23 protein-coding genes are annotated in these 26328 nt (G+C 44.3%); 17 read left to right on the top strand and 6 right to left on the bottom strand.

Translation table 11 applies throughout. The annotated features are described in order from the left end of the window. Window positions 1–30: 30 nt before the first annotated feature. Window positions 31–2292, top strand: a complete 2262-nt coding sequence (katG, locus tag ACFQZI_RS18915) for a catalase/peroxidase HPI (RefSeq protein ID WP_377145298.1) — start codon at window positions 31–33, stop codon at window positions 2290–2292. Between the two features lie 148 nt (window positions 2293–2440). On the opposite strand, the gene ACFQZI_RS18910 is transcribed toward katG, so the two are convergent. The 4 genes from ACFQZI_RS18910 to ACFQZI_RS18895 form a co-directional block, all read right to left on the bottom strand. Then, window positions 2441–2764: a hypothetical protein gene (locus tag ACFQZI_RS18910; RefSeq protein ID WP_377145296.1), complete on the bottom strand. Its 324-nt coding sequence runs from the start codon at window positions 2762–2764 to the stop codon at window positions 2441–2443. Between the two features lie 159 nt (window positions 2765–2923). After that, entirely contained in the window at window positions 2924–3271 is a 348-nt protein-coding gene (locus ACFQZI_RS18905) for a nuclear transport factor 2 family protein (RefSeq protein ID WP_377145294.1), read from the bottom strand. Between the two features lie 145 nt (window positions 3272–3416). Beyond that, on the bottom strand, window positions 3417–4748 hold the full coding sequence (locus ACFQZI_RS18900) for a G-D-S-L family lipolytic protein (RefSeq protein ID WP_377145292.1): 1332 nt from the start codon (window positions 4746–4748) through the stop codon (window positions 3417–3419). 19 nt (window positions 4749–4767) lie between these two features. Then, entirely contained in the window at window positions 4768–5991 is a 1224-nt protein-coding gene (locus ACFQZI_RS18895) for an OmpP1/FadL family transporter (protein WP_377145291.1), read from the bottom strand. A gap of 240 nt (window positions 5992–6231) precedes the next feature. On the opposite strand from ACFQZI_RS18895, the gene ACFQZI_RS18890 reads away from it, so the two are divergent. The 12 genes from ACFQZI_RS18890 (at window position 6232) to ACFQZI_RS18835 (ending at window position 19458) form a co-directional block, all read left to right on the top strand. Then, window positions 6232–7119, top strand: coding sequence for a helix-turn-helix domain-containing protein (locus ACFQZI_RS18890; protein ID WP_377145289.1), 888 nt, complete (start codon window positions 6232–6234; stop codon window positions 7117–7119). Window positions 7120–7297: 178 nt separating this feature from the next. Further along, window positions 7298–8041: an electron transfer flavoprotein subunit beta/FixA family protein gene (locus ACFQZI_RS18885; RefSeq protein WP_377145287.1), complete on the top strand. Its 744-nt coding sequence runs from the start codon at window positions 7298–7300 to the stop codon at window positions 8039–8041. Window positions 8042–8063: 22 nt separating this feature from the next. Beyond that, on the top strand, window positions 8064–9041 hold the full coding sequence (locus tag ACFQZI_RS18880) for an electron transfer flavoprotein subunit alpha/FixB family protein (RefSeq protein ID WP_377145286.1): 978 nt from the start codon (window positions 8064–8066) through the stop codon (window positions 9039–9041). Window position 9042: 1 nt separating this feature from the next. After that, entirely contained in the window at window positions 9043–9495 is a 453-nt protein-coding gene (locus ACFQZI_RS18875; protein WP_377145284.1) for an acyl-CoA thioesterase, read from the top strand. 24 nt (window positions 9496–9519) lie between these two features. After that, window positions 9520–9783 carry an acyl-CoA-binding protein gene (locus ACFQZI_RS18870; RefSeq protein ID WP_377145283.1) on the top strand — a complete coding sequence of 88 codons (264 nt, stop codon included), beginning with the start codon at window positions 9520–9522 and terminating at the stop codon, window positions 9781–9783. A gap of 224 nt (window positions 9784–10007) precedes the next feature. Then, a complete protein-coding gene (locus tag ACFQZI_RS18865) occupies window positions 10008–10466 on the top strand; it encodes a DUF2147 domain-containing protein (protein WP_377145281.1) in 459 nt (152 codons plus the stop codon). A 30-nt stretch (window positions 10467–10496) separates the two neighbouring features. Then, complete coding sequence (locus ACFQZI_RS18860) at window positions 10497–12875, top strand: 3-hydroxyacyl-CoA dehydrogenase/enoyl-CoA hydratase family protein (RefSeq protein ID WP_377145279.1); 2379 nt, start codon at window positions 10497–10499, stop codon at window positions 12873–12875. Between the two features lie 18 nt (window positions 12876–12893). Continuing rightward, complete coding sequence (locus ACFQZI_RS18855) at window positions 12894–14072, top strand: acetyl-CoA C-acyltransferase (RefSeq protein ID WP_377145277.1); 1179 nt, start codon at window positions 12894–12896, stop codon at window positions 14070–14072. Window positions 14073–14098: 26 nt separating this feature from the next. Then, entirely contained in the window at window positions 14099–15892 is a 1794-nt protein-coding gene (locus ACFQZI_RS18850) for an acyl-CoA dehydrogenase family protein (RefSeq protein ID WP_377145275.1), read from the top strand. 39 nt (window positions 15893–15931) lie between these two features. After that, entirely contained in the window at window positions 15932–17749 is a 1818-nt protein-coding gene (locus ACFQZI_RS18845) for an AMP-dependent synthetase/ligase (RefSeq protein WP_377145274.1), read from the top strand. A gap of 26 nt (window positions 17750–17775) precedes the next feature. Further along, a complete protein-coding gene (locus tag ACFQZI_RS18840; RefSeq protein ID WP_377145272.1) occupies window positions 17776–18546 on the top strand; it encodes an enoyl-CoA hydratase/isomerase family protein in 771 nt (256 codons plus the stop codon). Window positions 18547–18555: 9 nt separating this feature from the next. Further along, complete coding sequence (locus tag ACFQZI_RS18835) at window positions 18556–19458, top strand: SDR family oxidoreductase (protein ID WP_377145270.1); 903 nt, start codon at window positions 18556–18558, stop codon at window positions 19456–19458. A 10-nt stretch (window positions 19459–19468) separates the two neighbouring features. On the opposite strand, the gene ACFQZI_RS18830 is transcribed toward ACFQZI_RS18835, so the two are convergent. Next, entirely contained in the window at window positions 19469–20962 is a 1494-nt protein-coding gene (locus tag ACFQZI_RS18830) for an MFS transporter (protein WP_377145268.1), read from the bottom strand. 501 nt (window positions 20963–21463) lie between these two features. Here ACFQZI_RS18830 and ACFQZI_RS18825 point away from each other — a divergent pair. From ACFQZI_RS18825 to ACFQZI_RS18810, 4 genes are read left to right on the top strand one after another with little or no spacing between them, the layout of a single operon-like run. Then, complete coding sequence (locus tag ACFQZI_RS18825) at window positions 21464–22435, top strand: glycosyltransferase (protein WP_377145267.1); 972 nt, start codon at window positions 21464–21466, stop codon at window positions 22433–22435. A 2-nt stretch (window positions 22436–22437) separates the two neighbouring features. Beyond that, window positions 22438–23718 carry a glycosyltransferase family 4 protein gene (locus ACFQZI_RS18820; protein WP_377145266.1) on the top strand — a complete coding sequence of 427 codons (1281 nt, stop codon included), beginning with the start codon at window positions 22438–22440 and terminating at the stop codon, window positions 23716–23718. Further along, window positions 23718–24296: a D-glycero-alpha-D-manno-heptose-1,7-bisphosphate 7-phosphatase gene (locus ACFQZI_RS18815; protein ID WP_377145264.1), complete on the top strand. Its 579-nt coding sequence runs from the start codon at window positions 23718–23720 to the stop codon at window positions 24294–24296. Before ACFQZI_RS18820 ends, ACFQZI_RS18815 begins: the two co-directional genes overlap by 1 nt. Next, window positions 24277–25407 (top strand): glycosyltransferase family 9 protein, encoded by a 1131-nt coding sequence (locus tag ACFQZI_RS18810; RefSeq protein WP_377145262.1) that lies wholly within the window; start codon window positions 24277–24279, stop codon window positions 25405–25407. The genes ACFQZI_RS18815 and ACFQZI_RS18810 overlap by 20 nt, the downstream gene beginning before the upstream one ends. On the opposite strand, the gene ACFQZI_RS18805 is transcribed toward ACFQZI_RS18810, so the two are convergent. After that, window positions 25334–26326 (bottom strand): glycosyltransferase family 9 protein, encoded by a 993-nt coding sequence (locus tag ACFQZI_RS18805; RefSeq protein WP_377145261.1) that lies wholly within the window; start codon window positions 26324–26326, stop codon window positions 25334–25336. The genes ACFQZI_RS18810 and ACFQZI_RS18805 overlap by 74 nt on opposite strands. Window positions 26327–26328 lie beyond the last annotated feature (2 nt).

Below are 26328 nucleotides of genomic sequence, written 5' to 3'. Positions count from 1 at the left end.
GCCAATTTTAATAAAAAATCTTCTTAAAAAATGGAAAACGAATCAAACGACATCAGTAAGTGCCCGTTCCTGAACGGAGGCATGAAAGAGAATGTTGCCGGAGGCGGCACCCGTAATACCGATTGGTGGCCCAACCAGTTAAAGTTAGGGGTATTGCGCCAAAACTCATCATTATCAAATCCAATGGGCAGCGATTTTGATTATGCTAAAGAGTTTAACAGCCTCGATCTGGAAGCCGTTAAGCAAGACCTGCATGCGCTTATGACCGACTCACAGGATTGGTGGCCGGCAGATTTTGGGCATTATGGCGGTTTATTTATAAGAATGGCCTGGCATAGTGCAGGTACTTACCGTATTACTGATGGGCGGGGCGGCGGTGGCGCGGGCCTGCAGCGCTTTGCACCGCTTAACAGCTGGCCCGATAACGTTAGCCTTGATAAAGCGCGCAGGTTGCTTTGGCCAATCAAACAAAAGTATGGCCGTAAAATTTCATGGGCCGACCTAATGATACTTACAGGTAACATTGCCCTTGAATCAATGGGTTTTAAAACATTTGGTTTTGCCGGTGGCCGGGCAGATGTTTGGGAGGCAGATGAATCTGTTTATTGGGGTGCCGAAACTACCTGGCTTGGTAACGATAAGCGCTATGCAGACGGATCGCCGGGTGTAGCTAATCGTGGTGTGCTGGTATCTGACGAAGATGCCGATGGCAATAAACACTCCCGCAACCTCGAGAAACCGCTTGCTGCGGCGCATATGGGTTTAATTTATGTAAACCCCGAAGGCCCTGATGGCAACCCCGACCCCATTGCCGCTGCAAGGGACATTCGTGATACCTTTGGCCGTATGGCTATGAACGATGAAGAGACCGTTGCGTTAATAGCAGGGGGGCATAGCTTTGGTAAAACACACGGTGCCGCGCCTTCAGATAATGTAGGCAAAGAACCCGAAGCCGCCGATGTAGAACAACAGGGCTTTGGCTGGGCCAATAAATTTGGAACCGGCAAAGGGCCTGATACCATAACCAGCGGCCTGGAAGTAACCTGGACAACCACCCCAACCAAATGGAGCAACAACTTTTTTGAAAACCTTTTTGGTTTTGAGTGGGAGCTTACTAAAAGCCCCGGAGGCGCGCACCAATGGGTGGCAAAAAATGCAGGTGATATTATCCCCGATGCTTATGATAGTTCTAAGAAGCATAAACCCACCATGCTTACTACCGACCTTGCTTTAAGGTTAGATCCGGTATATGAAAAAATATCAAGGCGCTTTTTAGAAGACCATGAAGCGTTTAGTGATGCCTTTGCACGTGCATGGTTTAAACTAACCCACCGTGACATGGGCCCACGTGCACGTTACCTTGGCCCCGATGTACCACAGGAAGTATTGCTTTGGCAAGATCCTATCCCGGCTGTTGACCACGAATTAATTGGTGAGGAGGACATTGCTACATTAAAAGCAAAAGTGCTGGCCTCGGGCTTAAGCGTTTCTGAATTGGTTACTACAGCATGGGCTTCCGCCTCAACCTTCCGTGGGTCTGATAAGCGCGGTGGCGCTAATGGTGCGCGCATTCGTTTAGCCCCTCAAAAATATTGGCAAGCCAACAACCCTGCGCAGCTGCAAAAGGTACTGAATGTGCTGGAGGGTATACAAGTTGAATTTAATAACAGCGGAAAGAGGATTTCTTTGGCCGATCTGATCGTGTTAGCAGGAAGCGCCGCGGTTGAAAAAGCCGCTAAGGATGCAGGCCATAATGTTGCTGTACCGTTTGCACCGGGCCGTATGGATGCCTCGCAAGAGCAAACAGATGTGGAAGCAATGACCTACCTGGAGCCTGCAGCAGATGGCTTCCGTAACTACCGCAATACAAAAAGCCCGGCAGCAACAGAGGCCTTATTGATAGATAAAGCACAATTGCTTACGCTTACAGCGCCCGAGTTAACCGTGTTAGTTGGCGGTTTGCGCGTATTGGGTGCAAATTTTGATGGCTCAAAACATGGTGTTTTTACGCAGCGCCCGGGCCTGCTTACCAACGATTTTTTTGTGAACCTGCTTGATATGGGCACCGCCTGGAAAGCTGCCGGTAACCGCGAAATTTACGAAGGTGTAAACAGAAGCACCGGCGAGTTTAAATGGACCGCTACCCGTGCCGATCTTGTATTTGGCTCAAACTCGGAATTGCGTGCCGTTGCCGAAGTTTATGGTAGTGCCGATGCGCAAGAAAAATTTGTTGCAGACTTTATAGCCGCATGGGTAAAAGTAATGAATCTGGACAGGTTTGATCTGGCGTAACCGCTTATAACCATCATATTAAACAGGCACCGTACCAGGTGCCTGTTTTGTTTAACGCATTAATGAAAAAAGCCCCGGTTTACCGGGGCTTTAAGTATATTAATCAGGCGGTTTGCCTGTAAAAGTGTTAAGTTATGATGACGCTGTATTATGACGCGTTTGCTAATACGTACATTGGGGCATTTTGTTTTTCCACTACAATTGGGCGGGTTTTTGGCTCCGAATCAATTTTAGTGTACTTTGCCTTAAGCTTATTAAGCATTTCAAAACTGAATGCATCTGCCAGCGGCATATGGTAATCCCCAACAGTTTTAGAATGTAGAACCAGGCTATCCGCGGGGACGCTGAGGTTCTCATGATTTATATGAGTTAAGCCTGTTACCTTATCGGTATCAAAAATTACGAAAGTGTCTATCTGCCTGCCATCCCTATCCGTGTAGACTACCGAGGCGTTTGCTTTGAAGTTTGTCATCGGTAATACTATTCCAAAATGTATGCCACAGAATAGTTAAGTATAAACTTACAATTTATAAACTACTGATGTATTTTTAATTAGACAATAAGTGCCTTATTTGCACGTCAGGAGGGTTTTATCGCTTAAGTGTATAGGTGATGCAATGCATCAGCGTAGTTATAATTTTATTACGAATGCCCTCAGTTCGCACATCTTACCTTCTCTGAAACGCCATACATCACAATAGGCATAATCATTCATTTGACCTTCTTCGTCCTTCATGCTGATCTTACCAATCGCGGTGACGTATTCATCAGCCTCAATCAAATTTTCAACGTCAAACTTAGGCGGTTCCACATAAGTTAAGTTCATATATTCCCTAACAGCCTCTTTGCCCGTTAAAGTTTTATCCCCAACAAATTCCCATTTTACATCATCCGTACACCACAATAAAAAGCCCTCGTTGTCTCCTTCGATAACGCAGGCATTTGCTTTTAACAGTACGCTCTTATTACTTAAATTCATGGTATTTAAACATCAATCAGTCAATAAAGTTCAATAAAAATCATAGGAAGGAGTCATAAAAAGTTGATAAATATGGTTGTAAAAAAGCCCTATAAATAAAATATTTACAGGGCCTTTGTGTATTGAAGCAATTTGCCGCTTCTAATCATGGGAACTTAACGCTGCGATAGGCAGATACGCTTGCCAATGGAATTTTTGAGTTGTATTGCTTATTAATAGCTTTTATAAACTCGTTAGCCACAATAGCATATCCGCGTGGGGTTAAATGCACGCCATCTAAAGAGAAAAGGCCGCCGCTGATAAAATTAGAGTTTAGGTTAACACCATCTACAAGTAATCCGTGGGCCTTTATATCATTTAAAAACGTGTACATATCGTTTACAGCTATCCCTTTTGCATTTGCTACAGATACAATTGTGCTGTTATATGCCTTAACATAATCTTTAGTAAGGGTTACCTCGTTATTATCAAGCACATACTGGTTCTCTATAGGGGCGTAAGGGGTAAGCCCGTACGGTACCATCCCGGCAGGCGAAGAAACAGGTGTGCCGATCTTAGCAGTAGGGAAAGTCAATACTACCAGATCTTGCGCCGTAGCCACTCTTGGGGCATATGTGGTATTAGTAACATCGGCGTTTGATTTTGCGTTGATATACAGTGCCTGTACCGTTGGGTTTGCTTTTTGCACACCAGCAAGTATAGCGCCTACAGTAACGGTATTAAAGTAAGGTATCGCGGTTACATCAGGTATGGTTGCTACCGCGCCTTTTTGCCCGGCGGCGGTAAGTTTATTCATTACACCATTGTATAAAGCCGCAAAGGTAGCCTTATCTGTAAGTACGTCGCCTGCACCGCCGGATGTGGCGTAACCCAATGCATCGTTATTGCCAAGCCAGTTGGTAAAAAATGTGAACGGCTTGCTTGTAGCAAAATCCAGATAGGATGTGGTGTGTGTACCCTCGGCACCCGGTAATAACCTTTCATAAAAACCGTTTAGGTTGCCATAACTTGCTAAGGTTACATGTAAAAGTTTAATACCTGGTACGCCATAATTGTTAAGCTCGGTACCCGCGTATTTGCTGTAGGTAGTAACATTGCCAAAGCCGGGTATATTAGTAACGCCTGTTACGGCTGTGTTATTAGTTTCGGTAGCTGTTATCGGCGATCCTGTTTGTGAAAAGCCTGTCAGCTTTAAATAACCCGACCCATTTGCCTGTGCTTCGCTAAATAGCGGTTGTGTAAAGCTCCCGCCGCCAACTATCTGCATTTGCTTGGCGATTATTGACGGATAAGAGTTTTGCTGCCCTTCGAGGTATAAACCGCCATCGGCATAACCCGCGGTAAGGGAGTTTCCTAGAGAAATATATTTAGAGAAATCTGCAATGCTTGTGTTCGACTGCGGTTTCTCGAACGAAGGCTTGCAGGCAGCAAGGCTTGCCACCAGCAGTATGGTAAAATATAGTTTTAAATTTTTCATCTGATTTAATGGTTAGGTACTACCAGTGATAAGCTAATGAGATACCGGGGATGTAAACGTTTGTTTTGAATGTGCCCGACAGGTTAGATTCGATATTTGTTTGCGTACGTGCAAGTACTCTTTCGTATTCGAAAGAAAGATCCAGATCGAGGTGCTTGGTGATACTATAGCCTAAACCGCCTGTAAGGTAATAACGGTTTGCATCAGGTGCTTCGGGTGTAACATATCCGTCGCGCACGGGCGTAATGCCGTAACCTCCACCAAACCTTAAGAAAAGGTTATCTTTAGCTTTGTATTGCGCGCCGGCCCTAAAGGCAGCGCCGTTTTTATAGTTTCGGGGCGAGTGAGTATCCTGTAGTAAAGATGTGTTGGTACCATAATCAAACGAAAGTACTTTATATACACTCCAGTGTACGTAATTTACATCTAAGGCCAGTGTCCATTTGTTGTTAGGCGTATATCCAAAACCGACAGAACTTGTTGAAGGCAGCGGCAAACTCGCGGTGAATGTATTAGGTTGCGGGAAGTTGGCCTCCATCGATTTTGCCACTTTAAATATCGCGTCGCCATTTTTGATAGTAGTATTTACCTGCGAGCGGTAATTTAAACCGATAGTAAATTTATCACTGGCTTTAATAAACGCGCCGGCATTCCAACCTAAACCATGGCCGCTTCCGTTTAATTGGGCCTGCCCATCAGCACCGCTGGCATCTGCAAGCGGAATGGCCCTCTTAAGATCTACAATGCCGTGGTTATAAACAAAACCACCGCCTATGCTTAAATAGTTGGTAAGCTTATAACTTATAGTAGGCTGTATGTAAATGGCTTTAAGGTCTAAACTTTCTAAAGCGTATTTTCCCTGCCAATCGTTACCCCAGTCTGTTAAGCCGCCAAATGGGGTGTACACGCCAAGGCCAAATTTGAATTTGCTTTGTTTGGGGCCCCAAACACCATAAAAGGTAAAAGGGGTAGCCAGTTTGCTTTTGGTGTAGTAGCTGGCTGTGGTACCGGTTGGGTTAAAGCCGGATTTGAAAATTAGAGGGCTTATCCCGGCCTGAATGTAATTTTCAGGCAGCATGGCAAGCGCGCCCGGGTTAAATAGAACGGATGCGCCATCCTGTAATAGCCCTGTACCTGTGTGGCCCATGCCAATTTGTTTTTGCCCATGCAGGTTTACCTGAAAACCTTGCGCGAATGCCATTACGGGCAGGCATGCCAGAAGTAATAGTATTACTTTTCTCATAAATAAAAATTAAAGGTTAAGCCTTGGTTGCTTATAATTGGTCGCGAAAATAACGCTTTCATAAAAGTAACCGGCTTATAAACTAAAAAAAGGGTTGAATTGCGGATATATTAGTCAAAAAGTCGGAGTTTCGATTACTATACGTATTTATTGGATTTTAACCGCGTTTTAAGCAAATTGCCAATTAATGCAATTTTGTTACAGTTTAACCAGAACAAATTTTGCACCACTTTAACATTTATGTCAAAAAAAATAGCCCAGTTGAGTTTCCCTAAGTTTGTAGACCTGTATGCAGATAATTCTATAGGGGCTGATTTTTTTGTTACAGAAGAAAAGCATCTCCTGGCACTAAGCGAATATCCGTATCGGTCTGCAGGCTATATTATTGGGATATGTACACGAGGAACAGCCAAAGTAGAAGTTAACCTGCAGGTATATGATGCACGCCCCGATGCTATGCTGCTGGCCACGCCTTTTCATGTTTTAAGGATATATGACAGCAGCGAAGACTTTTTATGCCGTTTTGTGGTGTTCTCTAAATCGTTTTTAACAGAAAATAATATTAACAGCCATTTTATAGAATCCTTTAGCTATTTTAAAAGTTCCTCAATCCCGGTTATTTATCCCGATCATGAAAAGGCGAAATACATTTTAGAAGTGTTTGTGCTTATTCAAAACAAACTACTGCGCGAAGATACCCCATACCGTACAGAAATTTGCCGGAGCATGCTATCCATACTTTTATATGAGGTAGCGGCCGTCTACGAGTATTTAAATGTAATTATTAAAAACAAGCAAACACGCAAACAAGAGCTAAATATACTTTTCCAGGACTTGGTATTCCATCATTATAAGAAGCACCGTAACGTACAGTTTTATGCCGATGAGTTATGCATCTCTCCCAAACATTTAACAGAAAGCATTAAAGAAGTAACAGGTAAAACCGCGGGCGAATGGATAGATGACGCTGTTATTTTAGAAGCAAAGGTGCTTTTAAGAAATTATGAAATAAGTGTAGCCCAAATAGCCGAGCAAATACATTTCCCCGATCAATCATCGTTTGGCAAATACTTTAAAAAGCAAACAGGTTTATCCCCCTCAGAATACCGGCTTAAAACCAATAGCTAACCTGTGTACTCGGCAAACTTACCGCTTGGTTAACATCTCATCCCGATTTTTTGACTAATATATCCGCAATACGGCCCTTTTTTGGCATGTAATACGCTATAAATTTGACTTTCGAAATGGTTGCCCTGTCCGGAAGGTCCTTCTTCCCGGGGCATACGCTACCAATAAACCTATTTAAATGAAAGTATTAGTTTGTATTAGCCAGGTGCCTGATACGGTTACCAAAGTTGTATTAAAAAACAATAATACCGCTATTGAAGAGAGTGGTGTTACCTATATTATTAACCCTTATGATGAATGGTACGCGCTTATACGCGCTTTAGAATTAAAGGAAGCGGGCATTGCCGATGTCGTGCATCTTATTACCGTAGGGCGTGCCAATACCGAACCTGTTATTAGAAAAGCGCTTGCCCTTGGCGGCGATGAAGCTATTAGGATAGATGCCGATAGTAACGACGCTTTTGTTACTGCCAATTACATTGCCGGATACGCGAAAAACGAAAACTATGACCTGTTACTTTGCGGTAAAGAATCTATTGATTACGCCAATGGCGCGGTCGGCCCTATGCTGGCCGAATTGCTTGATGTTGATTTTGTGGGTTTTGCGGCGGATATTAAACCGGATGGCCAAGCAGTAACTATAAAACGGGAAATAGACGGAGGTGAAGAAACCGACAGCGTAAACCTGCCTGTGGTGATATCCTGCCAGAAAGGTGTTGCCGAGGCCCGCATCCCCAATATGCGGGGCATTATGGCGGCACGTACCAAGCCGTTGAAAACCATTACGCCAGAAGCTATCTCATCAGTAACTAATGTGGCATATTATGAATTGCCGGCTGCTAAATCGGGAGTGAAGATGATTGCACCCGACCAGATGGACGAATTGGTAAACCTGTTACATGCAGAAGCTAAAGTTATTTAATTAACCCTAACCGTTAAAAGAAATGTCAGTAATTGTTTTAGTAGAACATACAGAAGGTATCATTAAAAAAAAGAGTTTCGAAGCTGTACAATACGCTTCGGTTATCGCAAAAAAAACAGGTACAACCACAGCTGCGGTAGTTGCAGGTAACGTTGCTGAAAGCGAAATGCAGGCCCTGGGAAATTATGGTGCAGATAAAGTATTGCATGTAACCAACTATAAGATAAACTCATCGCAGCACCGTGCATTTGCCCGCATATTAGTAACCGCTGCCAAGCAGGAAAACAGCGCTGTAATTGTAACCCTGCATGACGTAAATGGCCGTGCCATTGCGCCACGTGTAGCAGTAGTGTTAAAAGCAGGCTTAGTTTCGGGCGCATTATCCTTGCCAGATACCGATAAGGGCTTTGTAGTTAAAAAATCAGCCTTTTCGGGTAAAGCTTTCGCTTTTGTAAATGTAACAAGCGACATAAAAGTAGTTATGTTAATACCCAATACTTTCCCGTTAGTAAAAACCGAGGGCACCGCCGCCATAGAAAAGTTAGACGTAAGTTTTGAAGATAAGGATTTTGGTGTAAAAGTGGTATCTGTTGATAAGATAACCGGCGAGATCCCACTGTCTGACGCGGAGCTGGTAGTATCCGGCGGGCGTGGGTTAAAAGGCCCCGAAAATTGGGGGCTGATAGAAGACCTGGCCAAAGAGCTTGGCGCCGCAACGGCTTGTTCGCGCCCGGTGGCAGATGCACACTGGAGGCCGCATCACGAGCATGTTGGCCAAACCGGCGGTACCATTCGCCCTCACCTTTATATCGCGGCGGGTATTTCCGGTGCAATTCAGCACTTGGCCGGTGTAAGCGGGTCTAAAACAATTGTTGTGATTAATAAAGACCCCGAAGCGCCATTTTTTAAGGCCGCTAATTATGGCGTTGTTGGCGATGTAATGGAAGTGTTGCCGCGCCTTACTGAAGCGGTACGGAAATTTAAATCTCAACAACACTAATATGGTAAATGTATTTTACGAAGGCCAGGTGTTGTGGTCGCAGATTGATGCGAACCAGCACATGCGGCACTCGGCCTACGCCGATGTTGCCGCACAGTCGCGTTTAAATATGTTGGGTTTGGTAGGGCTTAGCCCTGCCAGGCTTTTTGAATTTAAGGTTGGCCCCGTACTTTTTAAAGAAGAGTTGTTTTACCTGCGCGAGGTGGGCTTAGGCGATGTTATTAAGGTCACCTGCGCGGTTAGCCGTTCAAGGGCCGATGGTTCGAGGTGGTCTATCCGTCATGAAATTTACCGGGCAGACGGTGTAAAGGCGGCTATAATTAACGCGGATGGGGCCTGGATAGATATGGATAAACGCAAGCTTACCCTCTTGCCGCCAAAGCTTGAAGGTATGTTTTTAAATGCCCCACTAACCGATGATTACGTAGAAGACATAGCCAAAGAAAAAGAATAGTACATTTAATACCATTATACACTTATGAGTTTAACAGAAAAATTTGAAGCAGCTGTGGCCGATAGTAAACAACTTACAAAAAGGCCCGATAACGACACGTTATTAAAGTTATACAGCCTGTATAAACAGGCGACAGCCGGGGATATGCCTGCCGATACACCGGCACCCGGAATGTTCGATTTTGTTAATAAAGCCAAACACGATGCATGGAAGGGCCTGAGTGGTATGGGTGCTGATACCGCGATGGAGCAATATATAGATACCGTAACCGAATTAAAAAGCGTTTAAGTACGGGCTTTTTGCAATAACCGAACTTTTGACAAATCATTCCGAGATATAGCCCTTTATTATAGCTGCGGATTGTTGATATTTGATATACAAACCAACCAATTATTCACCGCCTGCGGTTGAGCTTTCTTTTAATTTTTTAACAGTTACAGCGCAGTAACTCATGTTGCTATGCTTTACAAGTAATTTAAAGATCACTTATCTGCCGGTTTAACATCTTAACCATGCTTGTATTTAGTAAGTATTTAACCCGTTTAACAATAATGCTGCTTACAGTGGCTTCGATTAGCTTTGCGGCAAAGGCGCAAAACCATAAAGACCAGATAGAAGGCCTGTGGTATAATCACGAAAAAACCGGAAAAGTAGAAATAACCAAAGCTGCCGATGGCAAGTTTTACGGAAAGGTGGTGTGGTTAAAGGAGCCTTTAAAAAACGGTAAACCCAAGGTAGATGAATTAAACAGCGATGAAAAGCTGCGCAGCAGGCCAAGGCTTGGTCTGCCGGTGTTAAACGGCTTCGAAAAAGATGGCGATAACAAATACACAGGCGGTACCATTTACGACCCCAATAACGGTAAAACCTATAGCTGTAAAATGACCTATAAAGGCAAAACGCTTGATATAAGAGGGTATATTGGTATATCTATGTTTGGCCGTACCACCACGTTTACAAGGGCCGAATAATTAAATAACTTTAAAATTAAGTATAGCATAATGAGTGCAAAACGAATAATTAAAAAAGTTGCTGTACTTGGCTCCGGTGTAATGGGTAGCAGGATAGCCTGCCACTTTGCAAACATTGGTGTACAGGTGTTGTTGCTTGATATTGTACCTAAAGACGCGGCTGCCGATAAAAGATCAAGAAATAAGCTGGTAGACGACGCGCTTGCAGCGGCTTTAAAATCGTCACCTTCTCCTATATATTTAAAATCGTTTGCGCAGAGGATAAATACCGGGAATTTTGAGGATGACATGCCCAAAATTGCCGATTGCGACTGGGTAATAGAGGTGGTTGTAGAGCGTTTGGATATTAAACAAACGGTATTTGAAAATGTAGAAAAATTTCGCAAGCAGGGTACGCTTATTACGTCCAACACCTCGGGCATTCCCATTCATTTAATGGCCGAAGGCCGCAGCGACGACTTTAAGAAGCACTTTTGCGGAAGCCATTTTTTTAACCCACCACGCTATTTAAAACTATTTGAAGTTATCCCAACGGCAGATACTTTGCCCGAAGTAACCGACTTTTTGCTGAGCTATGGAGAAAAGTTTCTGGGTAAAACCACTGTGCTTGCAAAAGATACGCCCGCCTTTATAGGCAACCGAATAGGGGTTTTCAGCATCATGAGCATCCTGCATTACGCGGATAAAACAGGCATCAGTGTAGAAGAGATAGATAAGCTTACCGGGCCGGTAATAGGGCACCCTAAATCGGCCACGTTCCGCACAAGCGATGTGGTTGGTATAGATACCATGGTACACGTAGCCAATGGGCTAAGCGCGAATGTACCCGATGATGAAGCGAAAGACTTGTTCGTGGTTCCGGGATTTGTAAGTAAAATGGTTGCAAATAACTGGCTGGGAAGTAAAAGCGGCCAGGGTTTTTATAAAAAGGAAAAGGTTGATGGTGTTAACCAATTTTATGCCCTCGACCTTAAAACACTGGAGTACAAGTCATCGCAAAAGGTAAAGTTCCCATCGCTTGAAACTACCAAAACAATTGACAAACTAAGCGACCGCATGAAAGTGCTGTTTGCCGCTCAAGATAAAGCCGGCGATTTTTACCGGGCTATATTTTACCAGCTATTCGCATATGCAAGCAATCGCATCCCCGAAATTTCTGATCAGCTTTATAAGATAGATGCTGCCATGAATGCCGGTTTTGGCTGGGAAACGGGCCCGTTTGAAAAATGGGATGCCCTGGGGGTAGAAGATACTGTTAAAGCTATAGAAGCCGAAGGCTATAAACCCGCGCAGTGGGTTTACGATATGCTGCAGAGTGGTGCGGCAAGCTTTTATAAGGTGGAGAATGGTAAGCGCCTGTATTACGACATTGCGTCAAAATCGTATAAGATCATCCCCGGTACTGAAGATTTTATCCAGTTAGATAACGTCCGTACTACCAATACCATATGGAAAAATAGCGGTACTACCATTACTGATATTGGCGATGGCATTATTAACCTCGAGTTCCATACTAAAATGAACACCATTGGCGGCGAGGTAATAGAGGGTATCAACAAGGCCATCACCCTTGCCGAACAAAGCTACAAAGGCCTTGTAATATCTAACGAAGGCGCCAACTTTAGCGCGGGTGCCAATGTGGGTATGATATTTATGATGGCCGTTGAGCAAGAGTTTGACGAGCTGAATATGGTGATCAAAGCATTTCAAAATACTATAATGCGCATCAGGTATTCATCCATTCCCGTTATTGCAGCGCCGCATCAAATGGCTTTGGGTGGCGGTTGCGAGCTATGCCTGCATGCCGATAAAGTGGTGGCACATGCCGAGCTATATATGGGCCTTGTGGAGTTTGGCGTTGGGCTTATCCCCGGCGGTGGCGGCACCAAAGAATTTGCCCTGCGCCTGTCGGACGAGTTACAGGAAGGCGATATAGAATTAAATAACTTTAGGGACAGGTTCCTCACCATTGGTCAGGCCAAAGTTTCTACTTCGGCATACGAAGCGTTTGAACTTGGCTACCTTAAAAAAGGTCGCGATATGGTAGTAGTATCCCGCAACAGGGTATTAGCAGAAGCTAAAAAGCAATGCCTGTTAATGGCCGAAGAAGGATATGTGCAGCCCGTTAAACGTACGGATATACGTGTGCTTGGTAAACAGGCGCTTGGCCTGGGCTATGTGGGTGCCAATTCTATGCTTAGCGGCAATTACATTAGCGAGCACGATGTAAAGATCTCTCAAAAGCTGGCTTATGTACTCTCCGGTGCCGACCTCTCGCAGCCAACACTGGTAAGCGAAGATTATCTGCTGAATTTGGAGCGTGAAGCTTTTTTACAGCTGTGTGCGGAGCGTAAAACGCTCGAACGTATCCAGTCTATTTTAAAAGGCGGAAAAGTATTAAGGAACTAATTAAAGGAGCAAACTAAAATGAACGCATATATAGTAGCGGCTTGCCGCAGTGCAGTGGGCAAAGCAAATCGTGGTGGATTTAGGTTTACAAGGCCCGATACGCTGGCTGCCGATGTGATCAAACACCTTGTAGCATCGGTACCTAATGTGGATAAAGACCAGATAGATGATGTGATAGTAGGCAATGCCACGCCCGAAGCCGAGCAAGGGTTAAACGTTGCCCGCCTTATATCTTTAATGGCTTTAGATACCGATAAGGTACCGGGCATGACGGTGAACCGTTATTGCGCATCGGGGCTGGAAACCATTGCCATTGCATCCGCAAAAATAAACAGCGGTATTGCCGACTGTATTATAGCGGGCGGGGTAGAAAGCATGAGCCTGCTACCTATGGGCGGTTGGAAAGTTGTACCTAACCTGGAAGTGGCCATGGCACACCCCGATTATTACTGGGGTATGGGCCTAACCGCCGAAGCCGTAGCACGTGAGTATAACATCAACCGCGATGAACAGGACGAATTTGCATATAACTCGCACCAAAAAGCCATTACTGCAATTAAAGAGGGCCGTTTTAAAGATCAGATAGTGCCGGTTAGTGTATCTGAAACCTATGTTGATGAAGGCGGTAAAAGAAAAACCAGGGACTTTATCGTAGATACCGACGAAGGCCCGCGTGCCGATACCTCTATAGAAGCATTGGCTAAACTTAAACCTGTATTTGACGCGAGGGGGATGGTTACGGCAGGTAACTCATCACAAACAAGCGATGGTGCCGCCTTTGTAATGGTGGTTAGCGAACGTTTTATGAAAGAAAATAATTTAACCCCTATTGCGCGTATGGTTAATTATGCTGTGGTAGGCGTGCCACCGCGCATTATGGGAATAGGTCCGCTTTACGCCATACCCGAGGTGTTAAAGAAAGCAGGCATGAAACAAGCCGATATGGACCTGTTTGAACTGAATGAAGCATTTGCATCACAGTCGTTGGCAATTATTAAAGGCTTGAATATGGATCCCAACATCGTAAATGTGAACGGCGGGGCCATAGCATTGGGCCACCCGCTGGGGTGTACTGGCGGTAAATTATCCGTTCAGCTTTTTGATGAACTAAGAAAGCGCGATAAAAAATACGGAATGGTTACCATGTGCGTTGGCACGGGCCAGGGCGCAGCCGGCATATTCGAATTATTAAATTAAATATCAAATTTCAACAATATACAGCCATGAGCACAGCAACAGATAATAAACACCTAAAGGGCGGCGAGTTTTTGATTAAGGAAACATCGGCAGAGGATGTTTTTATTCCCGAGAATTGGGACGAAGAGCAACTGATGATCGCGCAAACCTGCCAGGATTTTGTTGAGCAGAATGTAGTTCCCGTTTTAGACCGTATTGACAACCAGGAGGAATGCCTAATGGTAAGCCTGGTAGAAAAAGCCGGCGAACTCGGCATCCTGAGCGTATCATTACCCGAGGAGTATGGCGGCTTTGGTAAAGATTTCCCAACTGCGATGCTCATTAGTGAAAAAACCGGCCCCGGCGCTTCGTTTTCTGTAGCGGTAATGGCGCATACAGGTATAGGTACATTGCCTATTCTTTACTATGGTAACAACGAGCAAAAGAATAAATATATACCTAAACTGGGTAGCGGTGAATGGAAGGGCGCTTATTGCCTAACAGAGCCGGGTGCAGGATCGGATGCGAACTCGGGGAAAACCCGCGCAACGCTATCTGCTGATGGTAAACATTATATCATCAACGGCCAGAAAATGTGGATCACCAATGCAGGTTTCGCAGATGTGTTCACGGTGTTCGCCAAGATAGATAATGATGAAAACCTCAGCGCCTTTATCGTTGAAAAAGGCTACGAAGGTTTATCCCTCAACCCCGAAGAACATAAGATGGGTATCAAAGGTAGCTCTACCCGCCAGGTGTTTTTTAACGATTGCAAGGTGCCGGTAGAGAACTTACTGTCAGAAAGAGGTAATGGCTTTAAAATAGCCGTGAACATTCTTAACCTGGGCCGTATTAAGTTAGGCGGCGCTGCTTTGGGCGCTTCAAAATCGGTTATTACTACTGCAGTGCGTTACGCCAACGAGCGCGAGCAGTTCGGTCGCCCTATTTCAAAATATGGCGCTATTCGCTACAAATTAGGTGAACAGGTAATACGTACTTACGCAACAGAAGCGGCCATGTATCGCGCCAGCCAGAATATAGAAGATGCTACCCATAACCTGATCGAGGGTGGGATGGAAGCCTCTAAAGCAAAATTAAAAGGTACCGAGTTGTTTGCTATTGAGGCAGCTATAATAAAGGTACATGCTTCCGAGTCGTTAGATTATGTAGTTGACGAGGGGGTGCAGATATATGGTGGTATGGGGTACAGCGCCGAAGCGCCGATGGACCGCGCTTACCGCGATAGCCGTATCAACCGCATTTTTGAAGGTACCAACGAAATTAACCGTATGCTAACGGTTGACATGATGCTTAAGCGTGCCATGAAAGGTGAACTTGACCTGATGGGACCTGCGCAGGATGTTGTTAATGAACTAATGGCTATCCCCGATTTCAACACCGAAGAAGAGGATCTTTTCACTAAAGAGCATAAATACATTAAAAACTTTAAGAAGGCGGTTTTACTGGCTGCCGGCGCTGCCGTTCAAAAGCTAATGATGAACATTGCCAAGGAGCAGGAAGTGCTGATGTACCTTGCCGATATGCTTATAGAAACCTATGTAAGCGAATCAACTTTATTAAGGGTTGAGAAACTGGCGTCCCAACGTGGTGAAGATGCCGTTAAAGACCAGATAGATATTATGCAGGTGTATATCAGGGACGCGGCTGATAAGATTTTTAAAGCCGGTAAAGAAGCGCTTAACTCATTTGCCGAAGGCGATGAGCGCCGTATGATGATGACCGGCTTAAAACGTTTTACTAAAACCGAGGATATTAACACCACGGCAGCACGCAGGCGCATTGCAGCAAAATTAATTGCAGAAAATAAATACTGCTTTTAAGTAACAAACTTCATTTAAACATCTATAACAGGTACCAGCATGAAGCTTGCAGCACGATTATTTGATTGCTTAAACATACAGGCGCAAAACCCGCAGCCCGATCTGCTGAATGCGAAAGTGAACGGTGAGTGGAAAGCGTTTAGTACGGCAGATGTGCATAAGAAAATTTATCAGCTTGCTGCTGCATTACTTGCCATGGGTATCTCTGCAGGTGATGGTACTACGGAGGGCAGGGATAAGGTTGGCCTTATAAGTAGTGGCCGGCCCGAATGGCTGATAGTAGATCTGGCAGTGCAATTAACGGGTGCGGTACTGGTGCCGCTGTATCCCAATACCAGCCTTAAAGAAATTGAGCAGATATTGATTGAGGCCGAAGTGAAGTGCATATTTGTTAGCGATGCCGAGCTTTGCGGCAAAGTTACTGCCGTAAAGCATAATTTGCCTCTGCTACAATCTATCTACTCGTTCGATCAAATTTCGGGTTGTAATAATTGGGCAGAGATCCTTAAACCCCTAAACGACACATCGCTTGCACATATCAAAGCCATTAGTGATAAAATAACTGAGGATGTTGTAACTACCATTATTTTTACATCGGGTACAACAGGGCGGCCTAAAGGGGTGGTGTTAACGCATAAAAATATTGTAAGCAATGTTTACAACTGCAGCCTGGTATTAAACGGTATCCCGCTTGATCATAAGCGCGCCCTCAGCTTTTTACCACTCAACCACATCTTTGAAAAGATGTGCACATACATCTATCTCTTTAACGGTTTCTCCATCTACTACGCCGAAAACATGGACACCATAGGTGTAAATATGAGAGAAGTTAAACCGGATATATTTACAGCGGTGCCAAGGCTGCTTGAGAAGGTTTTTGAAAAGATAGTTATTGAAGGGCAAAAGCTTACCGGCATAAAAAGGAGTATTTTCCTTTGGTCCATTTCGCTTGCCGAGCAGTTTGAGCATACCGGTACAAGCTGGTGGTATAAGTTAAAGCTGGCCATTGCAGATAAACTGGTTTACAGCAAATGGCGCAATGCCATTGGTGGCAATGTAAAGGCAATTGTAGTTGGTAGTTCGGCCTGCCCCATACGGCTCGAAAAGATCTTTACAGCAGCTAAATTAGTTGTACTGGAGGGTTATGGCCTTACCGAAACATCCCCTGTTATATCTGTTAACCAATATGACCCTCACAAGCGCAAGTTTGGCACCGTTGGCCCTTTGATAGAACAGGTGCAGGTTAAGGTTGCCGATGATGGCGAGCTGTTGGCAAAAAGCCCGGGGGTAATGTTGGGATACTATAAAAACCCCGAACTTACAGCAGAAGTGTTAATTGACGGTTGGTTTCATACCGGTGACATTGGCGAGATAGATAAAGTCGGCTTCCTGAAAATTACCGACCGCAAAAAAGAGATCTTTAAAACCTCCGGTGGTAAATATGTGGCGCCTGTGCCTATTGAGAATCGCATGAAAGAGAACGCTTTGATTGAGCAGATGATGGTTATAGGCGCCGAACGGAAGTTTACTTCGGCACTTATTGTGCCATCTTTCCATAACCTTAAGCTTTGGTGCGATCAAAACAAGATCGTTTATTCGACCAATCGCGAAGTGGTCAACAATCCGGCAGTGATAGCCCAGTTTCAATCTATAGTAGATACGTTTAACGCTGAGTTTAACCACGTAGAACAGGTGAAAAAAATCAAGCTTCTTGCTGAAGAGTGGACCATCGACGGCGGCGAACTCACTCCTACAGGTAAAATGAAACGGCGCATCATTATGGAGAGATACAAAAACGAAATAGAGAATATATACTCGGGCGAGCAGGTTGATAGTGCTTCGCCTTCGGCTCATTAATTTTACTGTTTAATTCGGGCATCTTCATGGATACTATACAAATAGCTATAAAAGAAAAGCTGGCCACTATAACGCTTAACCGCGGACGTGCCAATTCTATCAACCTGGAGATGATAGCTGAATTGAATTTGGCTATAAAAAATCTCGGTGCTGACGCGTCTGTGGATGGGCTGATCATAACTGGTAAAGAGGGCTTTTTTTCCGCAGGCATCGATCTTATTGAGGCATACAATTACAATGAGATACAAGGCCGAGAGCTATGGACGGAGTTTTTAACCTTACAAGCCAATCTTGTAGCCTTCCCCAAACCATTTGTTGCCGCGATAGGCGGACATAGCCCCGCGGGTGGTTGTGTAATGGCCTTATGTACCGATTATCGTGTTATGGCATCAGGCAAATTCATCATTGGCTTAAATGAGATCCCCGTAGGTATAATAGTACCCGAAGTTATATTTAACCTCTACGCTTTTTGGATTGGGCATCGCAAGGCTTATCAATACTTGTTAGAGGGTAAACTGCTTACGGTTGACGAGGCCTTGGCAAATTGCTTGGTAGATGAAGTTTGCGAACCTGCTGAGCTGCTTGCCGTTGCCGAAAACAAAGTAAGGTTGTATATGAAACAAAATGCGGTTACCTGGAGCCAAAGTAAACAGAATATGCGCGCAAAACTAATGGAGCAATTCAATGCCGACCTTTCTGCATCTTTAGATACTATGCTGAAACAATGGTGGGCACCCGAAACGCGTAAAGGTTTACAACTGATGATAGAAAATTTAAAATCGGCATCTAATAAATAAGGCCAGGCTATGGATCAACAACCAGCAGATAATAAAGGCACCCTTGGCGGCATGCTGAGGGATGATGCTTTTAAAAGTAAAACCATTGTTATTACAGGCGGGGGTACCGGCCTTGGCAGGGCCATGGGCACCTATTTTTTAAAGCTGGGTGCCAACCTGGTTATCACAAGCCGCAAGCTGGATATTTTACAAAAAACAGCGGTTGAAATGGAGGGCGAAACGGGTGGTAAAGTGTTAGCTGTTTCCTGTGATGTTCGTAATTACGACGAGGTAGAAAACGTGTTGAAAAGTTCTGTTGAAGCTTTTGGCAGGGTTGACGCCCTCGTTAATAACGCGGCAGGCAACTTCATTTCGCCAACAGAGCGGCTTTCGGCAAACGCTTTTTCAACCATTATAGATATTGTATTAAAGGGTACGGTGAATTGCTCGCTGGCTTTGGGGAAGCATTGGATAAAAGAAAAACAGCCGGGAAATATCCTTAATATTATTACTACTTATGCCTTTACAGGCTCGGCATATGTAGTGCCCTCGGCGTGTGCTAAGGGTGGGGTGCTTGCTTTAACAAGGTCGCTGGCTGTTGAATGGGGGCGCCACCAAATACGCACCAACGCCATTGCACCGGGCCCGTTCCCAACCAAAGGCGCGTGGGAACGACTGCTTCCCGGGGATATGGCTCAAAAGTTTAGTTTCGAAAAACGCGTTCCGTTGAAACGTGTAGGGCAACACCAGGAACTGGCAAACCTTGCCGCTTTTCTCATTTCAGATTTTTCGGGTTATATCAATGGGGATGTGATCTCCATAGACGGTGGCGAATGGTTACAAGGGGCCGGACAGTTTAGCGGTTTAGAAATGCTTACCGATGAAATGTGGGACGGTATTGAACAAATAACAAGAAACGTTAAAGGAAGCTAATAATAAATCTTTAAGCCGCCCTGCCAGATCTTCTATTAGCTGCATAGCTCATCATCCTTACCATATTTTTCCTGATCGCGATAGACGGCGCGTACAAATTATCGGCTAACTCTCTCCCAAGGTTTTTACGCATTTTATTGCGCAAGGTAGCACGCATGTGCATCCTCACCTTGCGGCGATGTGTTTCGCCTTGTTCGCTTACTTTATTTAATAATTTTAAAGATGCCAATGCTATTATACCGCCAATAATGAAAAAGTAGTTCCATCCCTGCAGGTCAATGACGCGTAGGCTATGCCCAGCTATATTTAGGTTATACATTAACTGGTGGCTTGCAAAAAAGTCGGCCAATAAACCACCTGCTACCGGAGCAATAGTGGATGAAAAAGCCACTAACATATTTTTAGCAGTTATATAAACTATCGCCTCTTTTTTTGGCGCAAGCTTTAAGCCAATATTGCTTAGGGCCAGGTTGATGCCCGCGGTAGAGAGTCCGCTTAAAATGTGTATGGCAACCAAAATAGCCAAAGCCGTAACTTTAGAACCCGGCAAACCGGTAAAGGCAAATGCCAGGATACAGGTGATATACACCGGTGCGCAAATGTTGATGATAGTTTTGTTGCTAAACCTATCCGAATATTTGCCCCATAATTTAATAAATGCAATGCTACTTAGTTGGCTAATGATACCCAGGCCTATTACGTATGATAGCGGCAACCCGATGTTTTTTATCATAAAAACGGCAAAGAATGGTGTTGCCAGGTTTAACGCAAAAGCCCAAACCGAATTAAATGCCAGTAAGTTACGAAAGTTTTTATCCTTTAATGAGCGACCAAAAAGCTTAAATACATTATCGTTCATTGGTATGGGCTTGGGCTCGGGTGTGCGCAGCAGCAGCACCACACTAAGCATACCCAGTACGCCGCCGGTTAAAAATAACGTTGTGTAAGCGGTTATCTCGTGGGCAGGGTAATATGCCTTAACATGATCTATACCCATGGCCGTTGCCAGGCTAAGCGTTACATTAAGTGTTTGAGCCATACGGCCGCGCCTGCTAAAAAAACTCCCCAGACGTTCGCCCGGTATAAGGTCCTTCATCCAGGCATTCCAGCTGGCACCGGCTATATCACCAAAAATATGCTGAAAAAACAGCAATACCAACAACATCTGTATGGTAGTTGAGCCGGTGAAAAGTAATGGCATAACACCAATGGCTATAAGCGGAAGGCGCGCTAATAGGTTAAAAATAGCTGTCACAGCTTTACGGTTGTTCCACTTTTGCACCAGCCAAATAGACGCCAGTTGAAATATGGTTGTAAAAGTAGGCAGTGCGGCAAATAACCCTAACTGTAGGTTAGTAGCCCCCATGTGGATTGCCATTGCCGTTAAAAAAGTACCGCTGGTAAATACTACCATAGCTTCGGCAGATAAACCGTCTGCTATCACTAACTTAAGACCTGAGTTTAACTGGCCGGTAGTTATTTTTTCTAATGGGCGTAAATTCATACAAAGGTGCCCGCACACAGGCACTATTCATTTTGGATTAATAATAGTTTAATTAACAGGGGCGGGTTATCGCCCGCACAAAATGATATGCAAATGTCCGGCCTCGTTATCTTTAAGGTTAAAAAATATATAAATTATTGATATTCAACATTTTAATTTAAAGTTAAAATTGTTCTTTTGTATTCTGTCTTTCAGATGCGTGGAATAATGAAGTAATCGCTTCCCCAAAATGCGGAATAATTGGAGCAAGAAAACCTACGTATGTTTCGGCAAAACACAAAAAACAAATCTTAAACGAAAAACATTGTTAGGAGAAGTGGACACCATTGTAAGGTTAAACGAACGGTTCGCTTAATGCCAAAAATGAAATTTTTATGAAATTGTTATAAAATGACTTTTATTTCGAAGTAAATTATAAATATTATAACAATATATAATTATTTATAAGTTAAATACATTTTGGCGTTGTTTTGGTTAAGTTAAGGCTGTTCAACACTAACTATGCAAAACAGACTTAAAATATTTACCTGGCATATCCATGGTAGTTACCTCTATTATTTATCGCAAGGTAACTATGATATTTACATCCCAACAAAACCGGAAAAAACCGAGGGCTACTATGGCCGGGGAGAAACATTCCCTTTTGGCAGCAATGTAATTGAAGTGCCTGCCGGCGAAGTTAAAAACATGCAGTTTGATTGTATTGTATTCCAAACCAATCAAAACTACCTGTCCGATCAGTATGAGATACTCTCTGATGAGCAGCGCGCTTTGCCCAGGATCTATATCGAGCATGACCCGCCGCGCCAACATCCTACAGATACCAAACATGTTGTGGGTGATGAGAATATTACTTTGGTGCATGTAACCCACTTTAACCGTTTAATGTGGGATAGTACCAGCACTCCAACCCGTGTTATTGAACATGGTGTAACAGATTCGGGTATCCGGTATAAAGGAGACCTTGATAAAGGGATCGTAGTGATCAATAACCTGCCGGCGCGTGGTCGCCTGTTAGGACACGATATTTTTATGCATGCCCGCAAAAATGTGCCGATGGACCTTGTAGGGATGGGTACGGGCGATCTTGGATTGGGAGAGGTGCTTCACCCGCAGCTACCTGAATTTCAAAGCCGGTACCGTTTCTTTTTTAATCCAATAAGGTACACCAGCCTGGGATTGGCTATCTGCGAAGCAATGATGATGGGCATACCCGTTGTAGGCCTTGCTACGACGGAGCTGTCGGCAGTTATAGAGAATGGAGTATCGGGTTTCATACATACCGATGTTGAATACCTGATAGAAAAAATGAAACTTTTAATTAACGAGCCGCAGCTGGCACGTGAAATTGGCGCCAGGGGCAGGGAGGTTGCTTTAAAGCGCTTTGGCATTAAACGTTTTGCCAATGATTGGGAAAGCTTATTTGCGGAAGTGGTAACAAAAAGTAAAGCAGCTGTTGCAGAAACCGTATGATCATGAAACATCAAAATAGCATTGCATTAATTAGTGAACACGCGTCGCCGCTTGCCGAATTGGGGGGAGTGGATACAGGCGGCCAAAACGTTTATGTTGCCCAATTAGCCAAACACCTGGCTAAAGAGGGCTATAATGTAGATGTATACACCCGCCGCGAAAGCGAAGACCAGCATGAAGTTGTAAACTGGGTAAATGGGGTAAGGGTAATTCATGTAACCGCAGGCCCGGCAAAGGTTGTTATTAAAGAAGAGCTTTTGCCATACATGGATGAGTTTAAGACCAACATGGCGGCGTTTATCATCAACAATAACATTAATTACTCGCTTATACATGCCAATTTTTTCATGTCGGCATTAGTGGCTATGGGTATTAAACAGGAATTGGGTATTCCGTTTGTGGTTACCTTTCATGCATTAGGTCATGTGCGCCGGGTACACCAGGGCGATAGCGATAAATTCCCGGCGGAGCGCCTTTTAATAGAAGAAGAAGCCGTTAAACAGGCAGATCATATTATTGCCGAATGCCCGCAAGATAAACAAGACCTAATGGATCATTACCACGCGCCGGCTCATAAAGTAAGCGTTATACCATGCGGATTTAGCCCACGCGAATTTGTGCCGATAGATAAACAGGCTGCACGCAAAATGTTAGGGCTGCCTCAAAATGAACATATTATTCTGCAACTGGGCCGCATGGTGCCGCGTAAAGGTGTTGATAACGTTATAAGGGCGCTGGGTGACTTGAAAAACATGGATACACCGGTTAAATTATTAATTGTTGGTGGCGAATGTGAGGAACTGGAAGAAGCAACCTGCCCTGAATACGCGCGCCTGCTTGGCGTAGCAAGAGAAAACGGTGTGGTTAATTCCATCATATTTGCGGGACGAAAAAACCGCGATATGCTTAAATACTATTACTCTGCCGCAGATGTATTTATAACTACGCCCTGGTATGAGCCATTTGGTATTACCCCATTAGAGGCTATGGCCTGCGGTACACCGGTTATAGGTTCTAACGTTGGCGGAATTAAATATAGCGTGGCCGATGGAGAAACCGGCGCGTTAGTTGAAGCCAATAACCCTATTAGGCTTGCAGATAAACTACGATGGATGCTAAACAGCCCGGCACTGTTAAACAGGATGGGTGAAAACGCTATTTGGCGGGTTAACCGTTATTTTACATGGGCTAAGGTTGCTGCAAATGTAAGTGATATGTATAAACGGTTGATGCCTCAGGTTACCGAAATAGGGTTAATTCATCAAAAATCACAAGCCGCTTAATGGATAAAGCGATTTTTTTAGATAAAGACGGAACACTGATTCCGGATATTCCTTACAATGTAGATCCGGATAAGATAACACTGAGTAATGATGCTGTTGCAGGCTTGCTAAGCTTGCAAAATGATGGGTATAAATTGATCATCATATCTAACCAATCGGGCGTTGCAAGGGGCTATTTTACCGAAGATAAGTTGCCTGTTGTAAAAGAAAAGATGCGACAGTTATTCGCCGAAAACGGTCTTAGTTTAGATGGGTTTTATTACTGTCCCCACCATCCCGAAGGTACAGTTGCAGGTTATAATATAATGTGCGATTGCCGCAAGCCCTCACCGGGGATGCTATTAAATGCAGCAGATGAACATGAAATTAGTTTAACCAATTCATGGATGATAGGCGATATACTAAATGATGTTGAAGCAGGGAACCGCGCCGGGTGTAAAACGGTTTTAATTGACAACGGTAACGAAACTGAATGGCTGGACGGGGCGTACCGTAAACCCACCATTGTTTGCAAAACCATTAACCAAGCGGCTGAGTTTTTGTTAAATTTTCATAAGCATGAATTGGCTGGGTTGTAAAAATATACTTTGCATACGCCCCGATAACATGGGTGACCTGATCATGACCGTACCTGCCTTTCGTGCATTAAAGGATACTTTTGGTGCGAAAATAACGGTGCTCACTTCATCAATGGCCAAAGGCATCATTAAAAATATTGCCGAAATTGATGACCATATCATATTTGATTTACCCTGGGTAAAAACTGAAGCGCAATCAAAAACTGATGAGTTTTATGAGGTGGTAGCCCAAATTAAAGCCAGGAAGTTTGACGCTGCTGTTATCTTCACTGTTTACAGCCAAAATCCATTGCCAACAGCTATGTTGGCGTACCTGGCAGGTATTCCAAAGATATTGGCTTATAGCCGCGAAAACCCTTATCAGTTACTTACGAACTGGGTGCCCGACAAAGAGCCCTACACCCAATTAAAGCACCAGGTAACCCGCGATCTGGAATTGGTTGCTGCTGTAGGCGCAACATCTAAGGATCATAAGTTGCGCTTAACGGTAAATGAAGTTTGCTGGCAGCCTGTAACAGATAAGCTTACCGGTTTGGGAATTGATCTTAACAGACCCTGGTTGATACTGCATGCCGGTGTTAGCGAAGAGAAACGCCGGTATCCGGTAAAGGAATGGGTAGCTGCTGCCATGCAATTGATTAACGAGGGCCATCAGGTACTATTTACAGGTTCGGCATCAGAAAAACAGCTTACGGATGAATTAGAGCGACTCACGGGAGCAGGTAGTTTTTCAATAGCAGGCATGTTGAATATCGAAGAATTTGTGTGTTTGATTAAGCACGCGCCGGTAATAGTATCTGTAAATACCGGTACGGTACATATTGCTGCAGCTGTGGGCACGCCAGTTGTGGTGCTTTATGCGCAAACCAACCCACAGCATACGCCATGGATGGCGCCTCATAAAGTACTGGAATTTTCGGTTCCGAACCACTTGCGCAGCAAAAACCAAGTTATTGCGTATGTAAATAAAACAATTTACAATACGCATGTCGCTGTACCTGCAGCCAGTAAAGTTATGGCAGCAGTAAATGATCTGCTTAACTTGCCAGGCTCACCAGCTCAACTGTTTCCCGAAATACCTGGTGAAAATCGGGCGACTGCAACCAGTTGATAGTGCGGTGTACGCGTTTATCTAATGGCCCCCAGCGCTGTGGCTCTCCATCCATACTGATAACTATACTTGGTGTTTTAAACGCCGATGCAATATGCGACACGCCTGTACAGTTAGAGATAATCATGGCTGCGTTTTGTATGAGTGCACCCACAGCGCCCATAGATGTTTTGCCCGCGGTATTAATGGGCTCGTAACGCATGTGGCTTATAACAGCATCAATAATATCAGCCTCTTCTTTAGTACCTGTAAGCACAACCTTATAGCCTTGTTCGGCACAATAATCGGCAAGTGCGGCAAAGTATTTAACAGGCCATTGCCGCCATGCCCCCCTCGAACCGGGATGGATGCAAACATACCTTTTGGGTTCAATATCAAGGTGTAGCTCATCTAAAGCATCATAATCTTTAGTGGTTAAAGGGTATTCCAGATCGCTGCCCTGGTTTTGGAGGCCTAAAAACTCCATCAGGCTTATATGCCGGTCAATCTCATGGCCATGATCCGGATAAGACATAAACAAACCATTATCAGGTGCATAGTGGCCTTCCTTAGAATATCCCGCGGTATATTTAGCACCAAAAAGTTCCATCATCGGGTTTATTACCGACCCGTTGCCCTGCAATTGTATCACCAGGTCAAATGCTTCTTCTTGTACTTCGGCTAAAAAAGCGGTAAAAGCCTTAGGCTCTAAATTTTGCTCGGGCAAACCCGGGTAGCCAGGGAACTTTATAAAACCATCAAAATAATCGGGAAACCTTTCTGTTAATGATTTGGCCCACGGCAGGCCAATGAGCGTTATTGTAGCATCGGGATAAGCGTAACGAAGCATTTTAACAGCAGGTATTGCGCAAAGCATATCACCTAACTGTAAAGCCCGGAATATGGCTATCTTTTTGATTTGGGATGAGGGTAATTTCATGG

It is taken from the genome of Mucilaginibacter lutimaris, assembly GCF_042676625.1.
Taxonomy (GTDB): domain Bacteria; phylum Bacteroidota; class Bacteroidia; order Sphingobacteriales; family Sphingobacteriaceae; genus Mucilaginibacter; species Mucilaginibacter lutimaris.
The sequence above is the reverse complement of the archived record's forward strand: the minus strand, read 5'-3'. Positions and strand labels throughout refer to the sequence as shown.

Coding starts and splice junctions, on each gene's coding strand:
- ACFQZI_RS18835 (WP_377145270.1), top strand. CDS start 18,556: ATGGATCAACAACCAGCAGATAATAAAGGCACCCTTGGCGGCATGCTG.
- ACFQZI_RS18860 (WP_377145279.1), top strand. CDS start 10,497: ATGAGTGCAAAACGAATAATTAAAAAAGTTGCTGTACTTGGCTCCGGT.
- ACFQZI_RS18805 (WP_377145261.1), bottom strand. CDS start 26,326: ATGAAATTACCCTCATCCCAAATCAAAAAGATAGCCATATTCCGGGCT.
- ACFQZI_RS18850 (WP_377145275.1), top strand. CDS start 14,099: ATGAGCACAGCAACAGATAATAAACACCTAAAGGGCGGCGAGTTTTTG.
- ACFQZI_RS18825 (WP_377145267.1), top strand. CDS start 21,464: ATGCAAAACAGACTTAAAATATTTACCTGGCATATCCATGGTAGTTAC.
- ACFQZI_RS18890 (WP_377145289.1), top strand. CDS start 6,232: ATGTCAAAAAAAATAGCCCAGTTGAGTTTCCCTAAGTTTGTAGACCTG.
- ACFQZI_RS18820 (WP_377145266.1), top strand. CDS start 22,438: ATGAAACATCAAAATAGCATTGCATTAATTAGTGAACACGCGTCGCCG.
- ACFQZI_RS18880 (WP_377145286.1), top strand. CDS start 8,064: ATGTCAGTAATTGTTTTAGTAGAACATACAGAAGGTATCATTAAAAAA.
- ACFQZI_RS18845 (WP_377145274.1), top strand. CDS start 15,932: ATGAAGCTTGCAGCACGATTATTTGATTGCTTAAACATACAGGCGCAA.
- ACFQZI_RS18815 (WP_377145264.1), top strand. CDS start 23,718: ATGGATAAAGCGATTTTTTTAGATAAAGACGGAACACTGATTCCGGAT.
- ACFQZI_RS18875 (WP_377145284.1), top strand. CDS start 9,043: ATGGTAAATGTATTTTACGAAGGCCAGGTGTTGTGGTCGCAGATTGAT.
- ACFQZI_RS18870 (WP_377145283.1), top strand. CDS start 9,520: ATGAGTTTAACAGAAAAATTTGAAGCAGCTGTGGCCGATAGTAAACAA.
- ACFQZI_RS18865 (WP_377145281.1), top strand. CDS start 10,008: ATGCTTGTATTTAGTAAGTATTTAACCCGTTTAACAATAATGCTGCTT.
- ACFQZI_RS18830 (WP_377145268.1), bottom strand. CDS start 20,962: ATGAATTTACGCCCATTAGAAAAAATAACTACCGGCCAGTTAAACTCA.
- ACFQZI_RS18910 (WP_377145296.1), bottom strand. CDS start 2,764: ATGACAAACTTCAAAGCAAACGCCTCGGTAGTCTACACGGATAGGGAT.
- katG (WP_377145298.1), top strand. CDS start 31: ATGGAAAACGAATCAAACGACATCAGTAAGTGCCCGTTCCTGAACGGA.
- ACFQZI_RS18895 (WP_377145291.1), bottom strand. CDS start 5,991: ATGAGAAAAGTAATACTATTACTTCTGGCATGCCTGCCCGTAATGGCA.
- ACFQZI_RS18840 (WP_377145272.1), top strand. CDS start 17,776: ATGGATACTATACAAATAGCTATAAAAGAAAAGCTGGCCACTATAACG.
- ACFQZI_RS18810 (WP_377145262.1), top strand. CDS start 24,277: ATGAATTGGCTGGGTTGTAAAAATATACTTTGCATACGCCCCGATAAC.
- ACFQZI_RS18855 (WP_377145277.1), top strand. CDS start 12,894: ATGAACGCATATATAGTAGCGGCTTGCCGCAGTGCAGTGGGCAAAGCA.
- ACFQZI_RS18885 (WP_377145287.1), top strand. CDS start 7,298: ATGAAAGTATTAGTTTGTATTAGCCAGGTGCCTGATACGGTTACCAAA.
- ACFQZI_RS18900 (WP_377145292.1), bottom strand. CDS start 4,748: ATGAAAAATTTAAAACTATATTTTACCATACTGCTGGTGGCAAGCCTT.
- ACFQZI_RS18905 (WP_377145294.1), bottom strand. CDS start 3,271: ATGAATTTAAGTAATAAGAGCGTACTGTTAAAAGCAAATGCCTGCGTT.